A 19,680-nucleotide genomic window follows, 5' to 3' on the forward strand; every position below is an offset into this window, starting at 1 on the left:
ATTTAACAGGCTTCTCAATTCACATATCATTTTCAGTCTTTTTTGTCAACTCCTAATACTGAACCGACGCCCTAGTGGCGTCTTTGACTTTTTGCGGCACATCCGCAGTTCTCAGGTTGAATCTAGTTTGGTCTTGGTCTTGAGTGAGGAATATCATGAATCGAGCGCCCATATATTGAGTGATTGCAGTAGATATATTCTCTGTATTTACTTATTTTTAAATAGTTAGTTTTTTCGCGCCAACTTATATCGTTTCTGGTTGCACTCCTTACGATCAAGAGGACACGGCAGTGCCGTGTCCCTACCCGGCGGATTAATTGTAGGGAAACGGCACTGCCGTGTCCTGGCTGTCGGTAATATTAATTCCGATGCTACCGGATTTGATATTACTTAAAGCTGGACTGATTAATTGTTTTGCCTCGGATATCTGCCCGGTTATTTCGTACAATTCGCCGAGACAGTTTTTGGCATAAGATTTTGCCCGCAAATCTCCTAATTTTTTAGCATCATTAACGGCGGTTGCCAAGAGTTGAGTAACATAAATTAATGCCGTTTCTTCGATATTTGCGCGTGGCACGGGCGGGAAGCCCGCGATCGTTCTGCGCTTAAAAACTCTAAACTTTATCGCACTTTTCCCGATCTATCCAATAAGTGTGGCATAGATCGCCCACACTCCTAACTTATAAATAAAAACACTTAATTATTTAGAGAATTTTACGCTATGCAGTCGATCGCTTTTTCCTTCTTTTTTCTTGCTTCTCTCCTAGGTAACTAAAGCCTTCTTCCTTCTGCTATAGATTGTGTGCGATCGAACCGTGTCAAGTGCGATCGCGATCGGACTGGGGAACGTGTCTTAGTATTTCTTCACATATCCCGATTTCGGTCTATGATATATGCCTTATGGCGTATTTGTGTTTAAAGCCCGTTACCGCGTACCGCTGATGAGTCAATCAACCAATCCACCGCTATCCCAACCAGTTTCTCGAAGAACCGCCCTCAAATTCCTCGGAGTCGGTGCCGCAGGCGGGCTGCTTGGCTACTCTCGATTTTCCAAGCCAGAGCCCACCGTTTTTGTGCAAGATTCTATTGACTTGCCGCGAATGCTGAATCAGCGCAAAACCGTTGCAGTTGTAGGGGCAGGCTTGGCCGGGCTCGCCTGTGCTTACGAACTGTCCCAGCGGGGTTTCGCCGTAACATTGCTCGACAAATCGCCCCAACTCGGCGGTAAAATTGCTAGTTGGCCGATACAAGTCGGGAACGAAACTTTTATGATGGAACACGGTTTCCACGGTTTTTTTCCGCAATACTACAACCTCAAAAGTGTGGTTGAAGAACTAGAAATTACCGATAACTTTGTATCTTTAGAGTCCTACGCCGTTGTGTTTCGAGACGGCAAATACAAACCCGAAGTTTTCCGTCCCAACCATTCAGCTTTTCCCTGGAATATAGTTGACTTGGGGATATCTTCTCCCAATCGGCTCAAGTGGGGAATCAATCTGACAAAACCCGCTCACTGGGAAGTATTTCGGGAAATCGGCGGTTTTCAAACTCAAAAAACTTTCGATCGCCTCGACAATATATCAGTTGCCGACTGGGTAAAAGGTGAATTCCCGCGCGGACTTTATGACTTGTATTTTCTGCCTTTTGCTAAGTCCAGCCTTAACGCTCCTGACGAATTGAGCGCGGGAGAATTAATGCAATTCTTCCACTTTTACTTTTTCGGAAATCCAGAGGGTTTGGCCTTCAACGGCACGCGGCAAGATATGGGCACGAGTTTGGTGCAGCCTATTGCCAGAGCGATTGAAAGCAAAGGTGGCAAAGTATTGACAGATGTCGCAGTCAGTGAAATTCGCTGGGACAACGGCAAGATTGATTCTCTGAGTTACCAGTCGGGAGATGTACAGAGTAAAATACCTTTTTGGGTGAAGCGAAACGCGCTGTTAACTGACAGCAACTCTACGGAATATTTCGGGGCTGGGGACAGCGTATTTGCCGCCGCACCGTCGGGAAAAGAGGCAATTTCTCTGAGCTGCACTCACCAAGGCTGCACAGTTCAGAAACAGAACGACGGTCAATTTCACTGTCCTTGTCACGGGGCAGTTTTTGATGCCGAAGGGCGAGTTGTCAGCGGGCCTGCTCAGCGGGATTTGCCTCGATTTAAGGTAGTCGATGAAAAAGCAGATGAGGTACAGTTGGCCGCAGCAGCTAACCAATCGCAGCCGCAGAATGGGGGAGAAACATTGAAGGCTGATTACTATGTTTTGGCGGCAGATGTTCCGGGGATGCAGCATTTATTTAGTTTGGCCAGCGGTGAGGTGAATTCCCAGGTGCAGAAGCGGATCGAGAGCTTGAACATAGCCGATCCGTTTGCGGTGTGCCGTTTTTGGTTCGATCGCGAATTTCCCTGGGAACACAGCAATTTCAGTTCGCTTTCCGGCTACAAACTGACTGACAGCATTACGCTTTACCACAAAATTCAGGATCAGTTTATCGAGTGGAATCAGAAAACTGGCGGTAGTGTTGTGGAACTGCACGCTTATTGTTACAAGGAGAAGGAATTCCCGAACCAGCAAGTTTTGCTGGCGACTTTTGAGCAAGAATTGTACGAAATTGTACCGGAATTAAAAGAGGCAAATATGCTGCACCGGGAATTGGTAAATCAAAAGAATTTCTCTGGATATCCGCCCGGTAGCTATGCAGAACGACCAGAAACTTGCTGCGCTGTTCCAAATCTTTTGTTTGCGGGAGATTGGGTAAAAATGCCGTTTCCTTGCGGTTTAATGGAAAGGGCAGTGAGCAGCGGTTTGTTGGCCGCTAATGCTATTTTATATCAGGAAGGTTTGCAGAGGCGATCGCTCTTGACGGTAAATCCCCAAGGCGTGTTAAAAATCTAAGGTTAGCAGGGGGGCGGGTTTTATAAATCGTCAATTATCGGCTGCTATTCTCGGTGAAACCCGCCCCCAGCCATACCATTTTAAATTTTAAATTAAAGAATTAAATAATTGGGAATGACTGATTATATAAGGGTTTGGAGCTTTACTACAGTTGCATTCTTTTTTTTTAGATGAGTTACGGTTTGTGGGTGCGGTTTCGCTGAGGAGAAAAGGCAGAGCTTGCGAACAAAAAAAATATCTCCGTTGAGCGGGGTGAATATGCGGTTAAAATATTATTGAATCAGTATAAAGCAATAATAGATGCTGAAGAGTAACTGCACAATTCGCAATAAACCTGTAATGTTTGATGCTTTTGCAACAGAATACGATTTCGCCGCCACCTTGCAAAATCAGAACGATTTCTTTACTAAAAACCTATCGACCACTAAAGGTGCAGCATTAGATATTGGATGCGGTTCGGGAATTCTTGCTTTTGAATTAGCCCAGTATTACGATCGTGTAGTCGCCGTAGATTTTTCAGCAAAAATGCTGGCGATCGCCCGTCAAAAACGCTCAGCCCCCAATATCGAATACATTCAAATGGATGCCAGTCAATTAACGTTAGATCGCAAATTTGATTTAATAGTTAGTGCCGCCACTTTTCACCACTTGCCCAACCTCCCCGCCGCCCTCTCAGTAATTAAAAAATTGTTAAATCGGCACGGAAAAATCGTCTTTTTAGATAATATATCGGAAGTCGAAAGACCTGCTACAATAGGCTACATAGTAGGTGCAGCGAGAGATTTTATTCCCGACTGTTCTACCTACGGATTTCGTACAGCTTCAAGATTATTAAGGTTTAGACTGTCGCCAAGCTGGTTGAAACATTTAGCTAGCGACAGGTATTTGTCAGAACGGCAATTTAAAAAGATTTACGGTCGTTGCTTTCCCGGCTGTTATTTTGTAAAATTGGGTTGTTTTATGGGCGTAATCTGGGAACATTTCTAATGCAAAACAACGCGATACAATCGGTATCTGGAAGGGAACAAAAAACTCACATCCGCGAGTTGGGCATTAATCTGGATCGGTGGTATGCAATCGCCCGCAGCACCGAGGTGCAAACTCAGCCGCTAGCTGCAAAAATCTGGAATCGGGCGATCGTACTTTTCCGCGACAGTGCAGGCAAAATCAACGCTTTAGAAGATAGATGTCCGCACCGACAAGTTAAACTCAGCCACGGTCAAGTTAAAGGCGATTTAATCGAATGCGCTTACCACGGATGGCGGTTAAATGCAAGGGGAGAATGCGCCGAAGTCGATTATTTAGCAGAAAATCAAAAGCTGCCTAACTGCAAAATTCGCTCCTATCCAGCCAAGGAACAAAACGGTTTTATATGGCTGTTTCCCGGCGACGAAACGCAAGCCGAAAAAATAGATTTATTGGATTTGCCCGAGTGGGAACATCTCAATTATATTGCCACAGTTTCAGTCATCGACTGTCAGGCACACTATTCATTTTTAATTGAAAATTTGATGGATATGTACCACGGACACTTGCACGATGATTGGCAAGCTTGGGCAAATCCGGTGTTAGATACTTTAGAAGAAAACGAGCATCAAGTAACTGCTCGCTATCAGGCACAAAGTTATTACAAAATAGATAAAATTTGGTCAATTTCTCAGTTATTTTTTAAATCTCTGCGCCGACTGCACCCGGAACCGCTGGAGGTGAGTTATGTTTACCCGCACTGGGTTTCAACTTTGGGGAGCGACTTTAAGATTTACTGCTTGGTTTGTCCGGTCAGCGAGACAGCAACTCGTGCTTATTTAATTCACTTTACCTCATTAAATGCGTTTTGGCGGCTGCACAAATTGCCGGTTTGGTTTCGCAGGTTTATCAAAGATAGTTTGTTCGGTGCGGCTCAAAAGTTATTAGATGGTTTGGTGCGGCAGGATGTGTTAATGATTGAGGAAGAACAGCAGGCTTTTTTGCAGAATTCAGAAAGAAAAAGTTATGAATTAAATCGGGCTTTAGCCAGCGTGCAAAAGTTGATGAGAAGTCAGGCGGAAAATGGGTAATTCAGCCGCAGATTGAAGCCTACAGCGGGACGAATGAAACCAGCCTGCACAGGCTAAGATGAGAGTTCGCCTTTCCAAGCTTGAGCATGGTATTCTAGCAACAGGGAAAATTGACTTTCGGGAAGCAATTACCAACCACACCTAACACAGGAACCAAGCATGAACCGTGTCAGCATCAAGGGTGAGGAACACCCCATTAGGAAAATCTTTAGCGATGACTTTATGTTTACCATTCCCCTCTACCAGCGTCCCTATGCTTGGACAAATGAGCAAGCTGGGGAACTGCTGGAAGACCTCCTAACATCATTGGGAGATGGTAACGACACGATTGATCAACTCAACCCGTACTTTCTAGGCAGCATTGTTTTGATCAAATCTGGGCCGCCAGATGCTGAAGTTGTAGATGGTCAGCAACGTCTAACAACTCTCACCATACTACTAGCTGCTCTCCGAGCATCATTGCCAACAGAACACGCCAATGACTTGACCACTTATCTATACCAAAGAGGCAGCTTAATTGCGGGTATAGATAATCGTTACCGTCTGACTTTGCGCGAGCGAGATGCAGAATTTTTCAAGGAATATATTCAAAATGAAGGTGGTATTAACAAGCTCCAAAAATTGAACAATGCTGAGCTGATGGATACTCAGAAGCTTATTAAAGAAAATGCACATTTATTCTTGCAACGTTTGCAGACTATCGCGGAATCCCACCGTATACGTCTTGCCCAGTTCCTGATTACCCAGTGCTTCTTGGTAGTGGTTTCTACGCCTGACTTTGACTCTGCATATCGGATATTTTCTGTGTTGAACAACAGGGGATTGGATCTCTCCCTAACTGATATCTTGAAAGCGGACATTATTGGAAAAATACCAGAAGGGCAAAAAGAAAAATATACTAAAAAGTGGGAAGATACCGAGGAGAATCTGGGACGCGAGTTATTCAAAGACTTGTTTTCTCATATTCGGATGATTAAGGAAAAGAAAAAACTTAGCAAGAGTATCCTTAAAGAGTTTCAGGAAAACATCAATCCTGCTGCTGGGTCTCAGCAATTCATTGATGAAATTTTAGATCCTTATGCTAAGGCTTTTTCCGAAATTCAAAACTTAACTTATGAAAGCGAGCGGCGTGCCGAGCAAATAAATCAACTATTTAAATGGTTAAACAAGATTGATAATTTCGACTGGATACCGCCTGCGATTCTCTACCTATCTCGCAACCGTAATAGCCCCGATAATTTGGTGCGTTTCTTTATAGATTTAGACCGCCTTGCCGCAGGTTTAATGATTGTCCGCGCCAATATCAATGAGCGCATTGAACGTTACAGTAGATTGCTTACTGCTATTGAGCAAGAGGAAGATTTATTCAATTCCTATTCACCGCTCCAGTTTACTCCGGAAGAGTCAAACAATATCCTTAGAGTCCTCGATAGTGACCTTTACCTAATTCAAAAAATTCGTCGTTATGTTTTGCTGCGCTTAGATGCTGCTCTGTCAGAAGGTGAAGCATCTTACAACTTCTCCAACATGACTGTCGAACACGTACTTCCCCAAAATCCAGGGGCTAATAGTGAGTGGATGAAGTGGTTTCCTAGTCAGGAAGAGCGCGATCAATATGTACATCGTCTTGGCAACTTAGTTTTGCTATCTTCTGCGAAAAACACTCTGGCACAAAATTATGATTTTGATGTGAAAAAACAAAAGTATTTCACTACTAAGACAGGTGTTTCACCCTTTGCACTTACTACCCAAGTGCTGCGGGAACAGGAATGGACGCCAGAAGTAATGGCTCGACGACAGAAAGAGCTGATTAATGTTCTCAAGAATCTTTGGCGCTTATAGGATAATTGAATTTGATATCAAATCGCTATTATCTGTCAATCAGCACAAAACCATTTGCGTCCATCTGCAGTCAAAAAAATCTAAATTCCGCCAGCACAAACTTTACTTTTTAGGTCGCTGCTGCTGGTAAACGCTGATAACTTTATCGGCATAAGTAGCAGTTGCGCCACTTTTACAAGCTGCGGAGTCCCCTGTCATCCACCAGCAAGCGGCGCGGCGTACTGCGGTTAATTCATTGTTGCTGCTAGCTTTGTATTCGTCGCGCAGCAAATCGCCCACGATACAGGTAACAATTGATTTGGCTTTTGTAGCGTCGGCCTCAAATTGTTGGGGTGTTAAATCTTGTTTGGTACAGAATTTTGCCCAGCGGGAAATATTGTTCGGTAAAACTTGCCACTGACTGTACATTCCGTCATTTGCTGCTTGTGGCGGGGCGGCTTGTCGCAGCGCTTCTACGAGGGCGGAAACTTGCGCGCCGGTGACTGATTGCGCTGCCACTGGAAGTGATTGCAATCCGAGGCTAATTATCAGGCTGCCGAATAGTAGATTGGTTTTTGCGATCGATTTAAAATTCATTCACAAGGCCCTGTTTGATTTAAACTTTGTTTCCTCAAACAAGGTTTACTATTTTGTCGCTCGAATGCCTCTGTCTTAAGTATGATTTGCCTACTTAATGCACTGTCGATCGCACTTACGATAGAAATTGTTAATCTGTACGATAAAATCATAGAAGTACAACCCAGGGAAGTTCGACGTTACGCTACAGCAGAGGGTAGAGTACCATTCGGCGAGTGGCTTGATTCGCTCTGCGATCGGAATGTTAGAGTTAGAATCAAATCTAGGCTTGACCGAAGTTGAGCAAGGTAATCTCGGAGATTTCAAGTCAGTGGGACAAGGAGTTTTTGAACTCAGAATTAATTATGGCCCGGGCTACCGCCTCTACTTCGGACAAGTCGGCTTGACAATTGTGGTAATCCTCATAGCTGGGGATAAAAGCACCCAAGGACAGAACATTCGACAAGCTATAGAATACTGGACAGATTATGAAAAACGTGAAAGCACCGACAAGTGATAGCTACCGCGAGTACCTAATTGAATCTCTCCACGAGCCGGAAGAAGCTGCTGGTTTTATCGGGGCTATCTTGGAAGAAAAAGACCCTGAACCCGCACTTTTGAGAAATGCCATCAGAAAGGTAATTGAGGCTAAAATCAGGATGAATGCTCTTTCGGAGTCAGCAAAAAAACATCACGAAAAACTCGACAAGATGCTGACTGAAAGCGGCGGTTCGGAAATTTACAGTTTGGTAGCACTGCTCGAAGCATTAGGATTTAAACTAGAAATTACTGTCGCAGATACTGAATTGCCCGCTGACTCGGAATCAACGGATTTTGGGGAATCAGAATTATCGCCCGAACCAGTAGTAATTAATCCCAGTTAATGAGTAAATCGCGCCCTTACCCTTCCCTCACAAAATCAAACAATCGGTGAGCCATTTCTAGCTTGCTGCAAGGTGCTATTTCTACTTGCTTGCCGGCGGCATTAATTAATATTGCTTGATTGGTATTGCTGCCGAAACCTGCACCTATTCGATCGATCGGGTTTGCGGCAATTACATCCAATTTCTTCGCCCGCAATTTCTCCAAAGCTGGCTTGACAATATCCCCAGTTTGTGCTGCAAACCCGATTAATTTTTGGTGCCCCTGTTTCAATTTTCCCAACTCTGCCACAATATCCGCTACCGGTGTCAAAGGCAAACAATTCGGGAGCGATCGCTTTGGCAATTTCTCACTACTGTACTCAGCCGGCTTCACATCCGCTACCGCCGCCGCCATCACCGTCAAATCCGCATCGTGAAAGCATTGCAGCATCGCCTGCCGCATTTCTTCTGCACTCGCAACTGCGATCGCCCGCACACCTGAGAGCGGCAATTCGCCAGTTATACTGTGTACCAGCGTCACTGTCGCGCCCCGGTGCTGTGCAGCTTGCGCCAAAGCTATGCCCATTTTGCCGCTGGAAGGATTGCCGATAAACCGCACCGGATCGAGGTGTTCCCGCGTTCCTCCCGCACCGATCAACACCCGAAGCCCCGCTAAATCTCGATCGCCCTTCGCATACAACAGCGATTCAATATGAGGCAAAATCTCACCAGGTTCTGCCATGCGGCCGACACCCGCGCGATCGCACGCCAGCATTCCCGCCCCCGGATTCGCAGCATGATAGCGCCGATAAGTCAACACTTCCCGCCAATTCCGCTGCACCGCAGGCTGTTCCCACATATCCGTATTCATCGCCGGTGCCAGCAAAATTGGGCAAGTAGAAGCTAAGACAGTATTAGTCAGCAAATTATCAGCAAAACCCCCCGCCAACTTAGCCAAAGTATTAGCTGTCAGGGGAGCAATAACAAAAACTTCGGCCCATTCTCCCAGTTGAATGTGCAGGGGGCGGCCGTGACTTGCTTGCCAAAAATCTTTGTCCGTAAAAGCAGGATGGCGGCAAAGAGTAGCAAAAGTCAAAGGCGTTACAAACTCCCCGGCCGCATCAGTAAGAATAGCTTTAACTTCAGATCCAGCTTTCGCTAAAGTTGAAACTACTTCGCAAACTTTGTAAGCCGCAATTCCGCCGCTAACGCCGATTAAAATTCGTCTGCCTTTCATGTCATACCATTTTATATTTTAGATTTTAGATTTTAAATTGGGAATGACTGATGAATATCAGGGTTGAGAGCTGGCATACATTCACATTCTTTTTTGAAACGGGTGTCATTTTTTCATAAAAAAGAATCAAGAAAGAAATTAAGATGAAAATAGACAAAAATCCATAACTCATCTGTTCAATTCACAACAAAATATGCTGCTAACTTCTTCCTCAATTCCGTCGAAAATTTTAAGCTAGATTTTTTAGGCTATGCTTCGTCGTAGGCTTCCATATCCAGAAGGTGGAGATAAGGTTCAACCAGCTCCGGCCGCTGAAAGGCAAGCGATCGCAACAAATGCCAATCATTCAATCCCTCAAAAGGATCTGCATAATCGTCCACTTCCAAACGGACAGCCAATTCTGCCACGTCCTGAGAAGTAAGTACAGCAATATCGCGCGATGCTTTGGTTAAAGTTTTCATTTTTTTCCCCTGCCCGAGACTTCCGCCATACTATATCCTAAGCCTTTAATCTGATTTCGACACAGTTTCTACAACAAAACTTCGCATTACATCTATAACTTCGGGCAGAATCTCGTGTCCCATGATAAATTCTCGATACTGCACCGCAGTTCCCCAAGCAGTCAAACTGTCGCGCGATCGCACAGCAGCACTAACGGGCACAATAGTATCTTGAGTACCGTGCACGATTAAAACAGGTGGCAAAGCACTCCCAGCAACTGGCGAAATCGACGGGTGTAAATAACCGCTCAGACAAATTAAACCGGCTACAGGCAAAGTCAATCCCACATCTAGAGTCATCGCTCCCCCTTGAGAAAAACCGCCTAAAATAGTGCGAGACAAAGGCACGCCCGTGCTGCTTTCCAAAGACAGCAAAAATTCCCTCAGCAATTGCCGGCTTTTTACCAATCCCTGAGCGTCTTTACCTTGAAGGTCATACCACGCTTTGCCGCCCATTGCCTGGGGATGGGGAAAGGGGGCGTCGGGAAACACAAACTGATAATCCGGTAAATTGAAAGCCGGTGCTAAGGAAGTCAAATCCCGAGCATTAGCACCCCATCCGTGCAAAGCGACAATCACAGCGACAGGTTTGCGATCGGTTTTTGGCGGAATGCTAATAAATTGTAAAGACATCGTAATTAGTAATTGGTAATCTGGCATTGCTACAATTATAAATTGTTGCGGTGAGTAAAACCCAAGATATTTGTTTTGGGCAAGATTTGACTCGAAATTAGCACGCAGTTGCCAAGAACTCTAACTGTTAACTGTTGACTGTTAGCTGTTAACTGTAGGGTGCGCAATCCGCACCTTTCCCAAGTATGGTGCGCACCTTTCCTAAAGAAATAAAAAAAAGAGAGAACGGCGACGCTCTTGCGTTCCCATTAGAAAGGGAGATGCCAGGGGGAGCGAGGCTATACTCAGCTATAAGCGAGATTTCTCCCGCTAATTTCAACTAACACCTACCGCAGATAAAACCTGAGAAACAGATTACTGGGACTGTTGCCGCACCGGCACCTCAATTGAGAATTCAGTTCCCTCTCCCGGAGCCGATACGCACCTGAGCGAACCTTGATGTTTGTCCACTATTTGATAGCCGAGCGACAATCCCAAGCCAGTACCTTTGCCTACAGGCTTGGTAGTGAAAAACGGCTCAAACAAACGTTTTTTGACATTATCGGTCATGCCCGTTCCATTGTCAGAGATTCGCACGCATACACAATTAGAATTTAAAAGTTCAGTGCGAATCCGAATTGTAGGTAAAAATGGCGAATTTGAGAAATTTTGCCCGAGCAGCTTTTTTTGATTTTGTGCGTCATATAAAACATCAATAGCATTTATCAAAATATTCATAAATACCTGATTTAATTGTCCCGCAAAACACTCCACTAATGGCAAATCTCCGTATTCTTTGATGACTTGAATACCCGGAAAATCAGCTTGGGGTTTCAGCCTACTCTCCAAAATCATCAAGGTGCTGTCAATGCCTTCGTGAATGTCAACAGACTTCATTTCAGATTCATCCAGGCGCGAAAAATTCCGCAGAGAAAGCACGATATGGCGGATGCGTTCAGCTCCCAAATTCATAGATTTTAGGATTTTAGGTAAGTCTTCAATAATAAACTCCAATTCGATCTCTTTTTGTTTGTCTTGCACTTCTGGCGTTGGGTTCGGATATTGCTGCTGGTATATTTCCACAAGTTCCAGCAAGTTTCGAGTATATTCGCCTGTATGGATCAGGTTCCCAGAGATGAAGTTGACAGGATTGTTAATTTCGTGGGCAACTCCAGCTACCAACTGCCCCAAGCTGGACATTTTTTCAGTTTGGATTAGTTTAAATTGAGTTTCCTGCTTTTTTAGTGCTGTTTCTAGTTCAGCGGTGCGCTCTTTTAGTTGAATTGTGCGATCGTACACTTGCTGTTCTACTTTGGCGGTACGTTCTAGAGACATCAACAGGTAAATCGTCAAGCTGCCAGTCATCAATAGCCCGATCGCACAAATAGCCAGCGAACCCTGATGCGTCCTCAGACCGTTGTACCCGTTCCCGGGCAAAACTAGCAGCATCCACTGGCGGTCTGCTACGTTCAATAAGCGAGTGCAAGCACTAGGATTTTGACAGATTTTCCCCCGAACCTTAGTTAACTCTGGCTTTTCTAGTTTTGGGTTATCTATCAACTGCTTAGCTTGTGAGTCGTAGCGCACCAGAAAGCGTTCTTTCCCTGTAGCCGAGTTGTCGTATAGGTAAAAATTAATGCTGTCTAAATTTAGGGATTCTAAAGAGAAATCGACCATATGGGTGATCTGAAACAGACCCGCAATAACTCCCATGAGATTTTCGCGGTTCTTGACCGAGTTATCTAGAGAAGTTGTGCGACGGGGTACTGGCAGAAATACTTGCAATCCCGGTTGATTGTTGCTGACTAATTTAATCTGCGCGGAAGCCGCTATTTTCCCCGTATTCACCGACTTCTCTAAAGCTGCTTTGCGCTCGGGGCTGGAGGCAAGATCAAAACCGATCACTTTGTTATCTTCTTCTAGTGCTTCTCTGTAAATAATTGGAAAGTATTCCGATCGCACTTTTGCTTCGATCGGCTTTTTGTCAGGAGTTCGCTCGTAAATTTGAAATGCCGGAAAACCTTCGGCTCGAATTGCGGCTTCGTAAGCTGCTTTTTGGGCAGCAGGCACGCGCACACTCCAGTTAACAGAATAGATGGCAGAATGTCGGGAAAGTGCAGGTTGAACGAATTGCTTAAAATCTTGTCTGCTAACTTCAGTAGATGCGTTGTAGAATGCTTGAAGTGAGTAAAGAAATTCTAAATTGTTATTGATGCTTTGCTGCAAAGTCACATTCAGGCGATCGGCTTGCTCGTGAAATTGAACTTGCATTCGTTGGTTTTCCGAATGCCACACAAGGGCGGCGGCTGCCAATGACAAGCTCGTACCTGTCCAAAGAGTCAGCGCTGCTGGAATGTAGCGACGGTACCACTGTAAACTTTCCGCCAGCGAATTAAACCAATTGCTGCCAACATTCATATTTCCACACCTTCTGCCACCGGAGTGCAATTAGTTTAAAGACTTGTGAAATTCCTTGATAACACAAGAGACCGCCCAGAAACTACATTCTCTAAAAATTTACGATCGCAGGAATAGGGCTTACCCTGCGAAACCCAATTTCTACGAAAATATTGGTGTGGTAACGAGAAATATGGCAAGAAACCGGGTTTCTTAGGAATAGTGCATCTACTGAGGAATTGCCACCAATTGTAACTAAGTGAAACGAAGCGAGTTCAAATCTGGGTGCTCCCCAATTTCCTTCCCCGGAAGCACCCGGGAACGACAAAAAGCCTTTATCTGGTGGGGCGGGTACTCAAAACCCGCCCCACAAAGCCAACTTAAATGTCGAACAGGTTACAAAACAGTCCCTATTTCCTTCAAATAAACCCGTGTAAACGGTTCTCCATCTCCCAGAGTATACTGTTCGATCAACCCCTGGCGGCGAATAGAAATACTATTTTCTTCCCTCACCACAACAGTATCGTCATCAGTGCTTTCTCTGCTCAACATCATCTCAGTTTCCCCCGGATTGTCCAGCACCACCATATTGCTCCCCTGATAAAACATTCCGTCCGCTTCCAAAATATTTCCGGGATATTCAGCAATTAACAAATCGAGCTTGGGATTCCGCAGCAAACTTTGCACGTTAAGATTGTAATTCTTATGCAAAACTTTTTCAGAACGGTTGACAAAAAGTCCACCGCGACAAACAGCACCGATCGTCCAATCGGGATGCTGCAACAAAATGTGGTCGATTGTTTCTTGCAGTTCTTGCACCGAAATTTTGTTGAAAGTAATAATCGGAACTCTGGCTGATTTTCCCGAGTCAAAGAAAGTTTCGATAATATGGGAAGGCACATCAACCCCTTCGCCTACAGCCGGGTTGAGGTGCATAAAAATTCCCGGCGCGGCATTGATTTCGAGAATCCCAAAATTGCCTGTTTTCCAAGATTTGGCGAGAGTTTCTGTTACCACATCCACCCCCAAACAAGTTAACCGAAAATGTAGGGCGATATCTTGAGCCAAAACAATGTTATCCGGGTGAATAGTCTGGGTAGCGTCGATGCTGACGCCGCCTGCGGAAAGATTGGCGACTTTGCGCAGAGATACAGTGCGATCGCCCTCTAGGACACTATCCAATGACAGCCCTTGTTCTGCCAGATACATTTCCATCGATTCGTCGGACTGAATTTTGCTCAGGGCCGAAGTTGGCGTATCCAAACGTTGGGATTTGCGGTTTTCACGGCGGATCAATTCGCGAATTGTTGAGTCGCCGTCCCCTGTTACCCAAGCGGGTCGGCGTTCAGTTGCCGAAACAAATTTGCCGTCAACGCACAGCAGCCTAAAATCCGATCCTTTGATGCTATTTTCCACAATTACTCGCACCGATTCTGTTTCGGGAATTGCCTTAACAGCTCTTTTAAAAGCGGCCTGCAATTCCTCAGCATCTCGGATATCTGCTGTGACGCCAATTCCTTTATGACCGACTACTGGTTTGACAGCAACTGGATAGCCAATGTCTTTAGCAACTGCCAGAGCTCCGCTTTCTGTGGAGACGATATCGCCTTTGGGAACAGGAAATCCTAATGTAGCGAGAAAAGCTTTACAATCGTCTTTGCGCGTGGTAAAATCTGAGTCTAAGTGGCTGTCAGAGTCAAAAGTAGTTGCAGAGCCGCGCACGAGTTTTTTCCCGTACCCGTATTGTATCAATCCTTCATCCCACAAATAAAATACGGGAATGCCTTTTTGCGATGCCGCTCGCATTAACGAATAAACTGTCGGGCCTCCGTAAACTGACTGCCGGAACATATTTTGCAGCGCGCCCATTTGTGCTTCCAAGGGAAAGTCTTGATTTTGATTGATGGCTTCAAACCAATCCCAAACAGCGTAAACTACGGCTCGGGCACTGCGGGCGTGAAGTGCTTCTATGCTGATTCTGTTAAACTGAGAAAACGGCTTGACGTTCCAGTGTTGGAAGTGCAAACCCATGTCGAGTTTTGCAACTTCTGAAGCGGTACGGCCGAACAGTTGGGCGTGGTTTGAGAAAGTTTCCTGCTGGAGTTGCGGGTAGCGATCGCTAATAATTTCATGGTAATGTGCGATCGGCAAAGGTTCGCTCGCGCCCGTCACCGCCAAATCGAAAACTAAAGCCGCTGTTCCTAAATAAGGGTTTGGCCCCATATAGTGTTTGAAGTTGAAAACATCAAAAACATCTGTTTTTCGAGCATTGACCCGCGCTGTTTCGGTGCTTTTTTCTTGCAGCATTTTCTAACCTCCTTTTCGTCAATTTTTCACATTAACTCTCTTGTCGGTGCATTAGATACTACCCGCAGGCATAGATATTGCAGTAGCAGTTGATACAAACACTCCGACCAATTCTGCCTTCAGCATCGCGGGAGTGGGGGAGAGGGGAAGTGGGGGAGTGGGGGAGATGGGGAGAGGGGAAGAGTGGGAAAATATTTCTTCTTCGTTCAACATCTAACTAAGCACTGATGACGAAGCACCTATAGCTAAGCACCTATAACTAATAACTCTACTTCCTTGCCCTCCAGAAAAAAAGCTCTAACTTTTGAGAGGTGCACTGCCCACTTATTGCCCACTTATAATTGTTTATGACTGTGAAGGAGAATTTAAGAGGCAGCAAATTTATGAAGCTCGCACAAACTGCTCTCAGGGATCAAGTTCACGAATTAGCTGAGGAAGCATTTCACCGGAAGCTAATTTCTGGCTACGGCGATGGTCAAAACAGCAACGAATATCAGATTGTCTGGAATGGCAAACCCAGACACCTACCTTTAGAACGGGCGCGTACGGTATTGAGCAATTTGATCGAGCGATCGCACTAACGGGCGATCGGACTAATTTAGGACTTACGCTCATAAACCCGGTTTCTACGAGAAATAAGAGGTTTATGAGGGAAACATCCAGTCAGAAACCGGGTTTATGACCAGCGCGCGCGTAAGTCCCGTAATTTAACTCATTTTTTGACCCCTCCTATATTTTGTTAGGGGGGTAGGTTTTTTTTCGCAAAAACATCTTTACAGCCCGCAGCCCAAGTAAACAAACCCCAGAACCCTTGAGTTTTGTGCGTCCAGCAATCAGCAAATTCAGATAATTTTGTGTATCTATCTATACCTTTTGGCAGTTTTCACAAGGAAAAATTTTGTGTTTTAGTGAAATTTAATAAATTAAAAGTGGAGATAATATGGCGAGCAACGAAAATCAGGGAAAGTTGCTAATTATTGGGGGCGCAGAAGACAAAGAGGGGGAGTGTAAAATTCTGCGGGAATTCTTGCGGTGCGCCGGAGGCACTAAAGCCCACATTGTGATCATGACGGCTGCAACCAGCTTGCCGGGAGAAGTAGGAGATAATTACATCCGAGTGTTTGAGCGACTCGGCGCTGAAGATGTGCGAGTTGTTGACACCCAGAGACCCGAAGATGCCAACAATCCAGATTATTTAGAAGCGATCGAACAAGCCACTGGCATATTCTTTACCGGCGGAGAGCAAGCGCGGATTATTAACTGCTTGAAAGACACCCAACTCGACGCAGCTATGCACAAACGCTACTCTGAAGGGATTATCATTGGCGGCACGAGTGCCGGCGCGGCGATGATGCCAGACATGATGATTATTGAAGGAGACTCCGAGACAAATCCCCGCGTTGAGGTGGTAGCAATGGGCCCGGGAATGGGTTTTCTTCCGGGAGTTGTCATCGACCAGCATTTCGCTCAGCGAGGTCGTCTGGGACGCTTAGTTACCGCACTCTTGCTGCAACCGGCCGTGTTGGGATTTGGTATTGACGAAAATACAGCTATTTTAGTCAGCGGTGACGAGTTGGAAGTCATTGGCGAAAGCGCTGTAACAATCATCGACGAGTCGGAAAAACTCCACGACAATATAGATGGACGGTTGAAGGATGAGGGTTTGGCGATTTGCGGCGCCAAGTTGCACATCCTCCCCCACGGATACCGGTTTAACTTGAAAACTCACGAGCCGGTGTTCGATAACGTAACAACTACAGCAGACAGGGAAACGGCGATCGCCTAATTTACTTCCAACGCCGCCATAGTAAATGTCAAAATTATGTAGGGAGCGCAGTGCGAACCTTACCGCTTGAAGGAAATATCAGGGTTTTTAAACCCCGATACTTCGTTGAGAACTCATACAAAGAAGAGGTAAACTCCTCTTCTTTTTTTATTGCGGTTTGTGGTTTTTTAAGCACTTTTCTGTTCGCCAAACATCGACTGCTGCCCTTCTTCAGTCGAAATTAAATTCCACCCTTGAGTTTTCAGCTTCTGAAATGTTGCCCATCCGTTAGAACCGCCCGGTTCCCGGTAGTCGGGTGCAGCGTACTGCGGAAAAGCTGTGTAAGGCCGCCACGCTTGACGGGCTTCCGTGCGCAAGTGCAATATCTTTTCTCCATTGCCTCCCAATCTGGGCAACCAGCACATTTGTTTTAGCATTTTTAACACTCCAGAGTTTTACAGTAAGGGTAATTCGTCAACATCCCAATTAAACTTTTAGAACCCTAGAGCCGCTGCTCGGAATATCTAACGGGTAACAGGGACGGATGAGATTTTCACCGATTACCAATTACTGAGGTAGCAGCAGTCGTTAAAGCTGATTTTGGTTCTGCAAAGTTTGCCAGTCAAGAACTATAAAACAAGTGTTGCCAAGGCATAAGCAAAAATAATCATTGCTCTTCTCGGCTCAAACTTGAGTTAAAGTCGATCGCGCGAAAACCCAGTTGAATAAAGGATTCATTTTTCTGGTTTCTCTTGCCTGATAATTACAAGCCGATCCTCGCTCTTTCCGCCTAAAATCACATCATTCTACAGTATTAGCTCTGTCAGCTAAAAAATGTTCCTTTAGTTACAAACTTTAAACTCTTATCACGATTTATCTAGTTATCAAAAGTTAAATTACTTTTCATAAACAGCACTTCACAATTTTTTGTTACTTTAACTACATTTTTGATTGATTTAAATCTGGCCTCCGGGTTCTCAGGCGCGCACCTTACTCAACCGGTAGGCTGCGCACGAGTAAATCCTCCGGGTGCGCCTCTGGACACCTGACAACATAAGAGTTACAGGTTTAACTCTTAAGAACGATGGCGACTGATTTGCAAAATGGTAACAATGAATACTAATCACAATTATAAGTTCTGCAAACAAGCTATTCATCGCCGCTGCAATTGAATTTAAACTCTTCGCTCCCAACAACAAAGCAGCTACACTGCTCGGCTCCTTTTGCTTGTGGAAAGAAATTGCTTTAGAAAAAGATGACAGAGGTTATTTGCGCACTAAAATTCAGTTAGAAGACGGTATTTATCAATACAAATTCCGAATTCAATCGCAAAGTCCCTGTTGTGAAGCCGACGAATGGGTAGAAGTCAACGATCCCTACGCTACTGAAATTGACCGCACTACTAATACAAGTACAATTCGCATCAAAGCAGGCGCGCGAATTATTGATAGCTATGTTTGGCAGCACGACGACAAAAAACTCCCCGAAAATGAAGAATTAGTTATTTACGAACTTCACGTTGCTGATTTTTCCGGCGCAGATGGTTCCGACAGTGGCGGTAAATTCCAGCAGGCGATCGAGAAATTAGATTATCTGTGCGATTTGGGGATAAATGCGATCGAACTAATGCCAGTTAATGAATATCCGGGCGATTATAGCTGGGGCTACAAAGTCCGCGATTTCTTTGCCGTAGAGTCCAGCTACGGTGCAACCGCAGATTTGAAGCAATTGATTGACGAATGCCACGGACGGAGCATTCGGGCGATTCTGGACGGCATTTACAACCACTGCGATGAAGAATGTCCCTTATTGCTCATCGATCGCAATTATTGGTACTACCGCGACAAACACTATCCCGAAGATCACGCTAACTACTGGGGCCCGGAGTTTAACTGCGATAACTTCGACTCAAAACTCGGCATTCGTCCCGCTTGGAAATTCATCGGCGATGTCGTTAATTTCTGGATTCAAGAATATCATATCGACGGCATTCGCCGGAGATGCAGTGCGGCAGTTGGACAATCGAGATTTCCTGCACTGGATAACTCGCGAAGCGAAAAAAACCGCCTGCGACAAGCCATTTTACAACATAGCAGAACACATTCCCGAACTTACCGAACTCGTGGCTGCGGACGGGCCGATGGACGGTTGCTGGCACGAAAGTTTTCGCATTTTTGCCATAGAAAATCTCGCGGGGGATCGTTTCGATCTCGAAAAGCTCAAGCAAGCTGTGGATGCCAAACAGCAAGGCTATCAAAAAACAACTAATGTTATCAATTATTTAGCCAGTCACGACCGATCCCACTTGCTGGCGGAAGCAAGCTTTCGGAATCTCGACCGAGAAGCTGCTTTTCAACGAGCTAAATTGGCAGCGGTTTTGTTAGTAACAGCAGTAGGAATACCGATGCTGTGGATGGGGGAAGAGTTTGGACAATCCACTCGGCAAACTCCCAACCATCCGAATAAACTGCAATGGTCTTTGTTGAAAAATCAACCAAATCATGAGTTGTTGGAATACTACAAACACGTGATTCGGCTGCGGCAAAAATTCCCGGCACTTTACACGGAAAATATTGAATTTTTTCACGAAAATGCCGAAGCCAAAGTCCTCGCTTACTGCCGCTAGAGCGATGAGGGAACGCGAGCAGCAG

General features: G+C 45.2%; 17 protein-coding genes and 1 pseudogene. 10 read left to right on the forward strand and 8 right to left on the reverse strand.

Annotated elements, in window-relative coordinates; all coding sequences use genetic code 11:
• Positions 1–313 precede the first annotated feature (313 nt).
• Positions 314–577: a hypothetical protein gene (locus QUA54_RS20320; RefSeq protein WP_333416045.1), complete on the reverse strand. Its 264-nt coding sequence runs from the start codon at positions 575–577 to the stop codon at positions 314–316.
• Positions 578–941: 364 nt separating this feature from the next.
• Between QUA54_RS20320 and QUA54_RS20325 the strand changes: the two genes are divergently transcribed.
• The 4 genes from QUA54_RS20325 (at position 942) to QUA54_RS20340 (ending at position 6,793) form a co-directional block, all read left to right on the forward strand.
• The gene (locus QUA54_RS20325) at positions 942–2,894 is read left to right on the forward strand and encodes an FAD-dependent oxidoreductase (RefSeq protein ID WP_333416102.1); all 1,953 of its coding nucleotides are present in this window, start codon (positions 942–944) and stop codon (positions 2,892–2,894) included.
• Positions 2,895–3,194: 300 nt separating this feature from the next.
• On the forward strand, positions 3,195–3,881 hold the full coding sequence (locus QUA54_RS20330) for a class I SAM-dependent methyltransferase (protein WP_333416046.1): 687 nt from the start codon (positions 3,195–3,197) through the stop codon (positions 3,879–3,881).
• Entirely contained in the window at positions 3,881–4,951 is a 1,071-nt protein-coding gene (locus tag QUA54_RS20335; RefSeq protein ID WP_333416047.1) for an aromatic ring-hydroxylating dioxygenase subunit alpha, read from the forward strand. The genes QUA54_RS20330 and QUA54_RS20335 overlap by 1 nt, the downstream gene beginning before the upstream one ends.
• A 159-nt stretch (positions 4,952–5,110) precedes the next feature.
• A complete protein-coding gene (locus QUA54_RS20340) occupies positions 5,111–6,793 on the forward strand; it encodes a DUF262 domain-containing HNH endonuclease family protein (protein WP_333416048.1) in 1,683 nt (560 codons plus the stop codon).
• 102 nt (positions 6,794–6,895) lie between these two features.
• Here the strand turns inward: QUA54_RS20340 and QUA54_RS20345 are convergent, their stop codons facing one another.
• On the reverse strand, positions 6,896–7,369 hold the full coding sequence (locus QUA54_RS20345; RefSeq protein ID WP_333416049.1) for a hypothetical protein: 474 nt from the start codon (positions 7,367–7,369) through the stop codon (positions 6,896–6,898).
• Positions 7,370–7,519: 150 nt separating this feature from the next.
• Between QUA54_RS20345 and QUA54_RS20350 the strand changes: the two are divergent.
• Together QUA54_RS20350 and QUA54_RS20355 are read left to right on the forward strand one after the other, a co-directional pair.
• Positions 7,520–7,865 (forward strand): annotated as a pseudogene (locus QUA54_RS20350) (type II toxin-antitoxin system RelE/ParE family toxin).
• Complete coding sequence (locus tag QUA54_RS20355; protein ID WP_333416050.1) at positions 7,837–8,232, forward strand: transcriptional regulator; 396 nt, start codon at positions 7,837–7,839, stop codon at positions 8,230–8,232. The pseudogene QUA54_RS20350 and the gene QUA54_RS20355 overlap by 29 nt, the downstream one beginning before the upstream one ends.
• A 16-nt stretch (positions 8,233–8,248) precedes the next feature.
• On the opposite strand, the gene coaBC is transcribed toward QUA54_RS20355, so the two are convergent.
• The 5 genes from coaBC to QUA54_RS20380 all read right to left on the reverse strand — a co-directional run bounded on the left by coaBC (position 8,249) and on the right by QUA54_RS20380 (position 15,264).
• Positions 8,249–9,448 carry a bifunctional phosphopantothenoylcysteine decarboxylase/phosphopantothenate--cysteine ligase CoaBC gene (gene coaBC, locus QUA54_RS20360; protein ID WP_333416051.1) on the reverse strand — a complete coding sequence of 400 codons (1,200 nt, stop codon included), beginning with the start codon at positions 9,446–9,448 and terminating at the stop codon, positions 8,249–8,251.
• 248 nt (positions 9,449–9,696) lie between these two features.
• Positions 9,697–9,909: a protein IsiD gene (isiD, locus tag QUA54_RS20365; RefSeq protein WP_190743522.1), complete on the reverse strand. Its 213-nt coding sequence runs from the start codon at positions 9,907–9,909 to the stop codon at positions 9,697–9,699.
• A gap of 45 nt (positions 9,910–9,954) precedes the next feature.
• The gene (locus tag QUA54_RS20370; protein WP_333416052.1) at positions 9,955–10,581 is read right to left on the reverse strand and encodes an alpha/beta hydrolase; all 627 of its coding nucleotides are present in this window, start codon (positions 10,579–10,581) and stop codon (positions 9,955–9,957) included.
• A gap of 354 nt (positions 10,582–10,935) precedes the next feature.
• Positions 10,936–12,978 carry a CHASE domain-containing protein gene (locus QUA54_RS20375; RefSeq protein WP_333416053.1) on the reverse strand — a complete coding sequence of 681 codons (2,043 nt, stop codon included), beginning with the start codon at positions 12,976–12,978 and terminating at the stop codon, positions 10,936–10,938.
• A gap of 375 nt (positions 12,979–13,353) precedes the next feature.
• Positions 13,354–15,264 (reverse strand): ATP-binding protein, encoded by a 1,911-nt coding sequence (locus QUA54_RS20380; RefSeq protein ID WP_333416054.1) that lies wholly within the window; start codon positions 15,262–15,264, stop codon positions 13,354–13,356.
• 383 nt (positions 15,265–15,647) lie between these two features.
• Between QUA54_RS20380 and QUA54_RS20385 the strand changes: the two genes are divergently transcribed.
• Both QUA54_RS20385 and QUA54_RS20390 read left to right on the forward strand, forming a co-directional pair.
• On the forward strand, positions 15,648–15,845 hold the full coding sequence (locus QUA54_RS20385) for a hypothetical protein (RefSeq protein WP_333191021.1): 198 nt from the start codon (positions 15,648–15,650) through the stop codon (positions 15,843–15,845).
• 359 nt (positions 15,846–16,204) lie between these two features.
• The gene (locus tag QUA54_RS20390; RefSeq protein WP_333416055.1) at positions 16,205–17,050 is read left to right on the forward strand and encodes a cyanophycinase; all 846 of its coding nucleotides are present in this window, start codon (positions 16,205–16,207) and stop codon (positions 17,048–17,050) included.
• Positions 17,051–17,217: 167 nt separating this feature from the next.
• Here the strand turns inward: QUA54_RS20390 and QUA54_RS20395 are convergent, their stop codons facing one another.
• A complete protein-coding gene (locus QUA54_RS20395; protein ID WP_333198006.1) occupies positions 17,218–17,466 on the reverse strand; it encodes a hypothetical protein in 249 nt (82 codons plus the stop codon).
• A gap of 790 nt (positions 17,467–18,256) precedes the next feature.
• On the opposite strand from QUA54_RS20395, the gene QUA54_RS34510 reads away from it, so the two are divergent.
• Positions 18,257–19,297, forward strand: a complete 1,041-nt coding sequence (locus tag QUA54_RS34510; protein WP_445301571.1) for an alpha-amylase family glycosyl hydrolase — start codon at positions 18,257–18,259, stop codon at positions 19,295–19,297.
• Positions 19,260–19,655 carry a hypothetical protein gene (locus tag QUA54_RS34515; protein WP_445301572.1) on the forward strand — a complete coding sequence of 132 codons (396 nt, stop codon included), beginning with the start codon at positions 19,260–19,262 and terminating at the stop codon, positions 19,653–19,655. Before QUA54_RS34510 ends, QUA54_RS34515 begins: the two co-directional genes overlap by 38 nt.
• The last annotated feature ends 25 nt before the right edge of the window (positions 19,656–19,680 follow it).

Source organism: Microcoleus sp. MOSTC5, from assembly GCF_036701825.1.
Taxonomy (GTDB): domain Bacteria; phylum Cyanobacteriota; class Cyanobacteriia; order Cyanobacteriales; family Microcoleaceae; genus Microcoleus; species Microcoleus asticus.

Coding starts and splice junctions, on each gene's coding strand:
- QUA54_RS20390 (WP_333416055.1), top strand. CDS start 16,205: ATGGCGAGCAACGAAAATCAGGGAAAGTTGCTAATTATTGGGGGCGCA.
- QUA54_RS20375 (WP_333416053.1), bottom strand. CDS start 12,978: ATGAATGTTGGCAGCAATTGGTTTAATTCGCTGGCGGAAAGTTTACAG.
- QUA54_RS20355 (WP_333416050.1), top strand. CDS start 7,837: ATGAAAAACGTGAAAGCACCGACAAGTGATAGCTACCGCGAGTACCTA.
- QUA54_RS20385 (WP_333191021.1), top strand. CDS start 15,648: ATGAAGCTCGCACAAACTGCTCTCAGGGATCAAGTTCACGAATTAGCT.
- QUA54_RS20340 (WP_333416048.1), top strand. CDS start 5,111: ATGAACCGTGTCAGCATCAAGGGTGAGGAACACCCCATTAGGAAAATC.
- QUA54_RS20335 (WP_333416047.1), top strand. CDS start 3,881: ATGCAAAACAACGCGATACAATCGGTATCTGGAAGGGAACAAAAAACT.
- QUA54_RS20345 (WP_333416049.1), bottom strand. CDS start 7,369: ATGAATTTTAAATCGATCGCAAAAACCAATCTACTATTCGGCAGCCTG.
- QUA54_RS20380 (WP_333416054.1), bottom strand. CDS start 15,264: ATGCTGCAAGAAAAAAGCACCGAAACAGCGCGGGTCAATGCTCGAAAA.
- QUA54_RS20330 (WP_333416046.1), top strand. CDS start 3,195: ATGCTGAAGAGTAACTGCACAATTCGCAATAAACCTGTAATGTTTGAT.
- QUA54_RS20325 (WP_333416102.1), top strand. CDS start 942: ATGAGTCAATCAACCAATCCACCGCTATCCCAACCAGTTTCTCGAAGA.
- coaBC (WP_333416051.1), bottom strand. CDS start 9,448: ATGAAAGGCAGACGAATTTTAATCGGCGTTAGCGGCGGAATTGCGGCT.
- QUA54_RS20370 (WP_333416052.1), bottom strand. CDS start 10,581: ATGTCTTTACAATTTATTAGCATTCCGCCAAAAACCGATCGCAAACCT.
- isiD (WP_190743522.1), bottom strand. CDS start 9,909: ATGAAAACTTTAACCAAAGCATCGCGCGATATTGCTGTACTTACTTCT.
- QUA54_RS20395 (WP_333198006.1), bottom strand. CDS start 17,466: ATGCTAAAACAAATGTGCTGGTTGCCCAGATTGGGAGGCAATGGAGAA.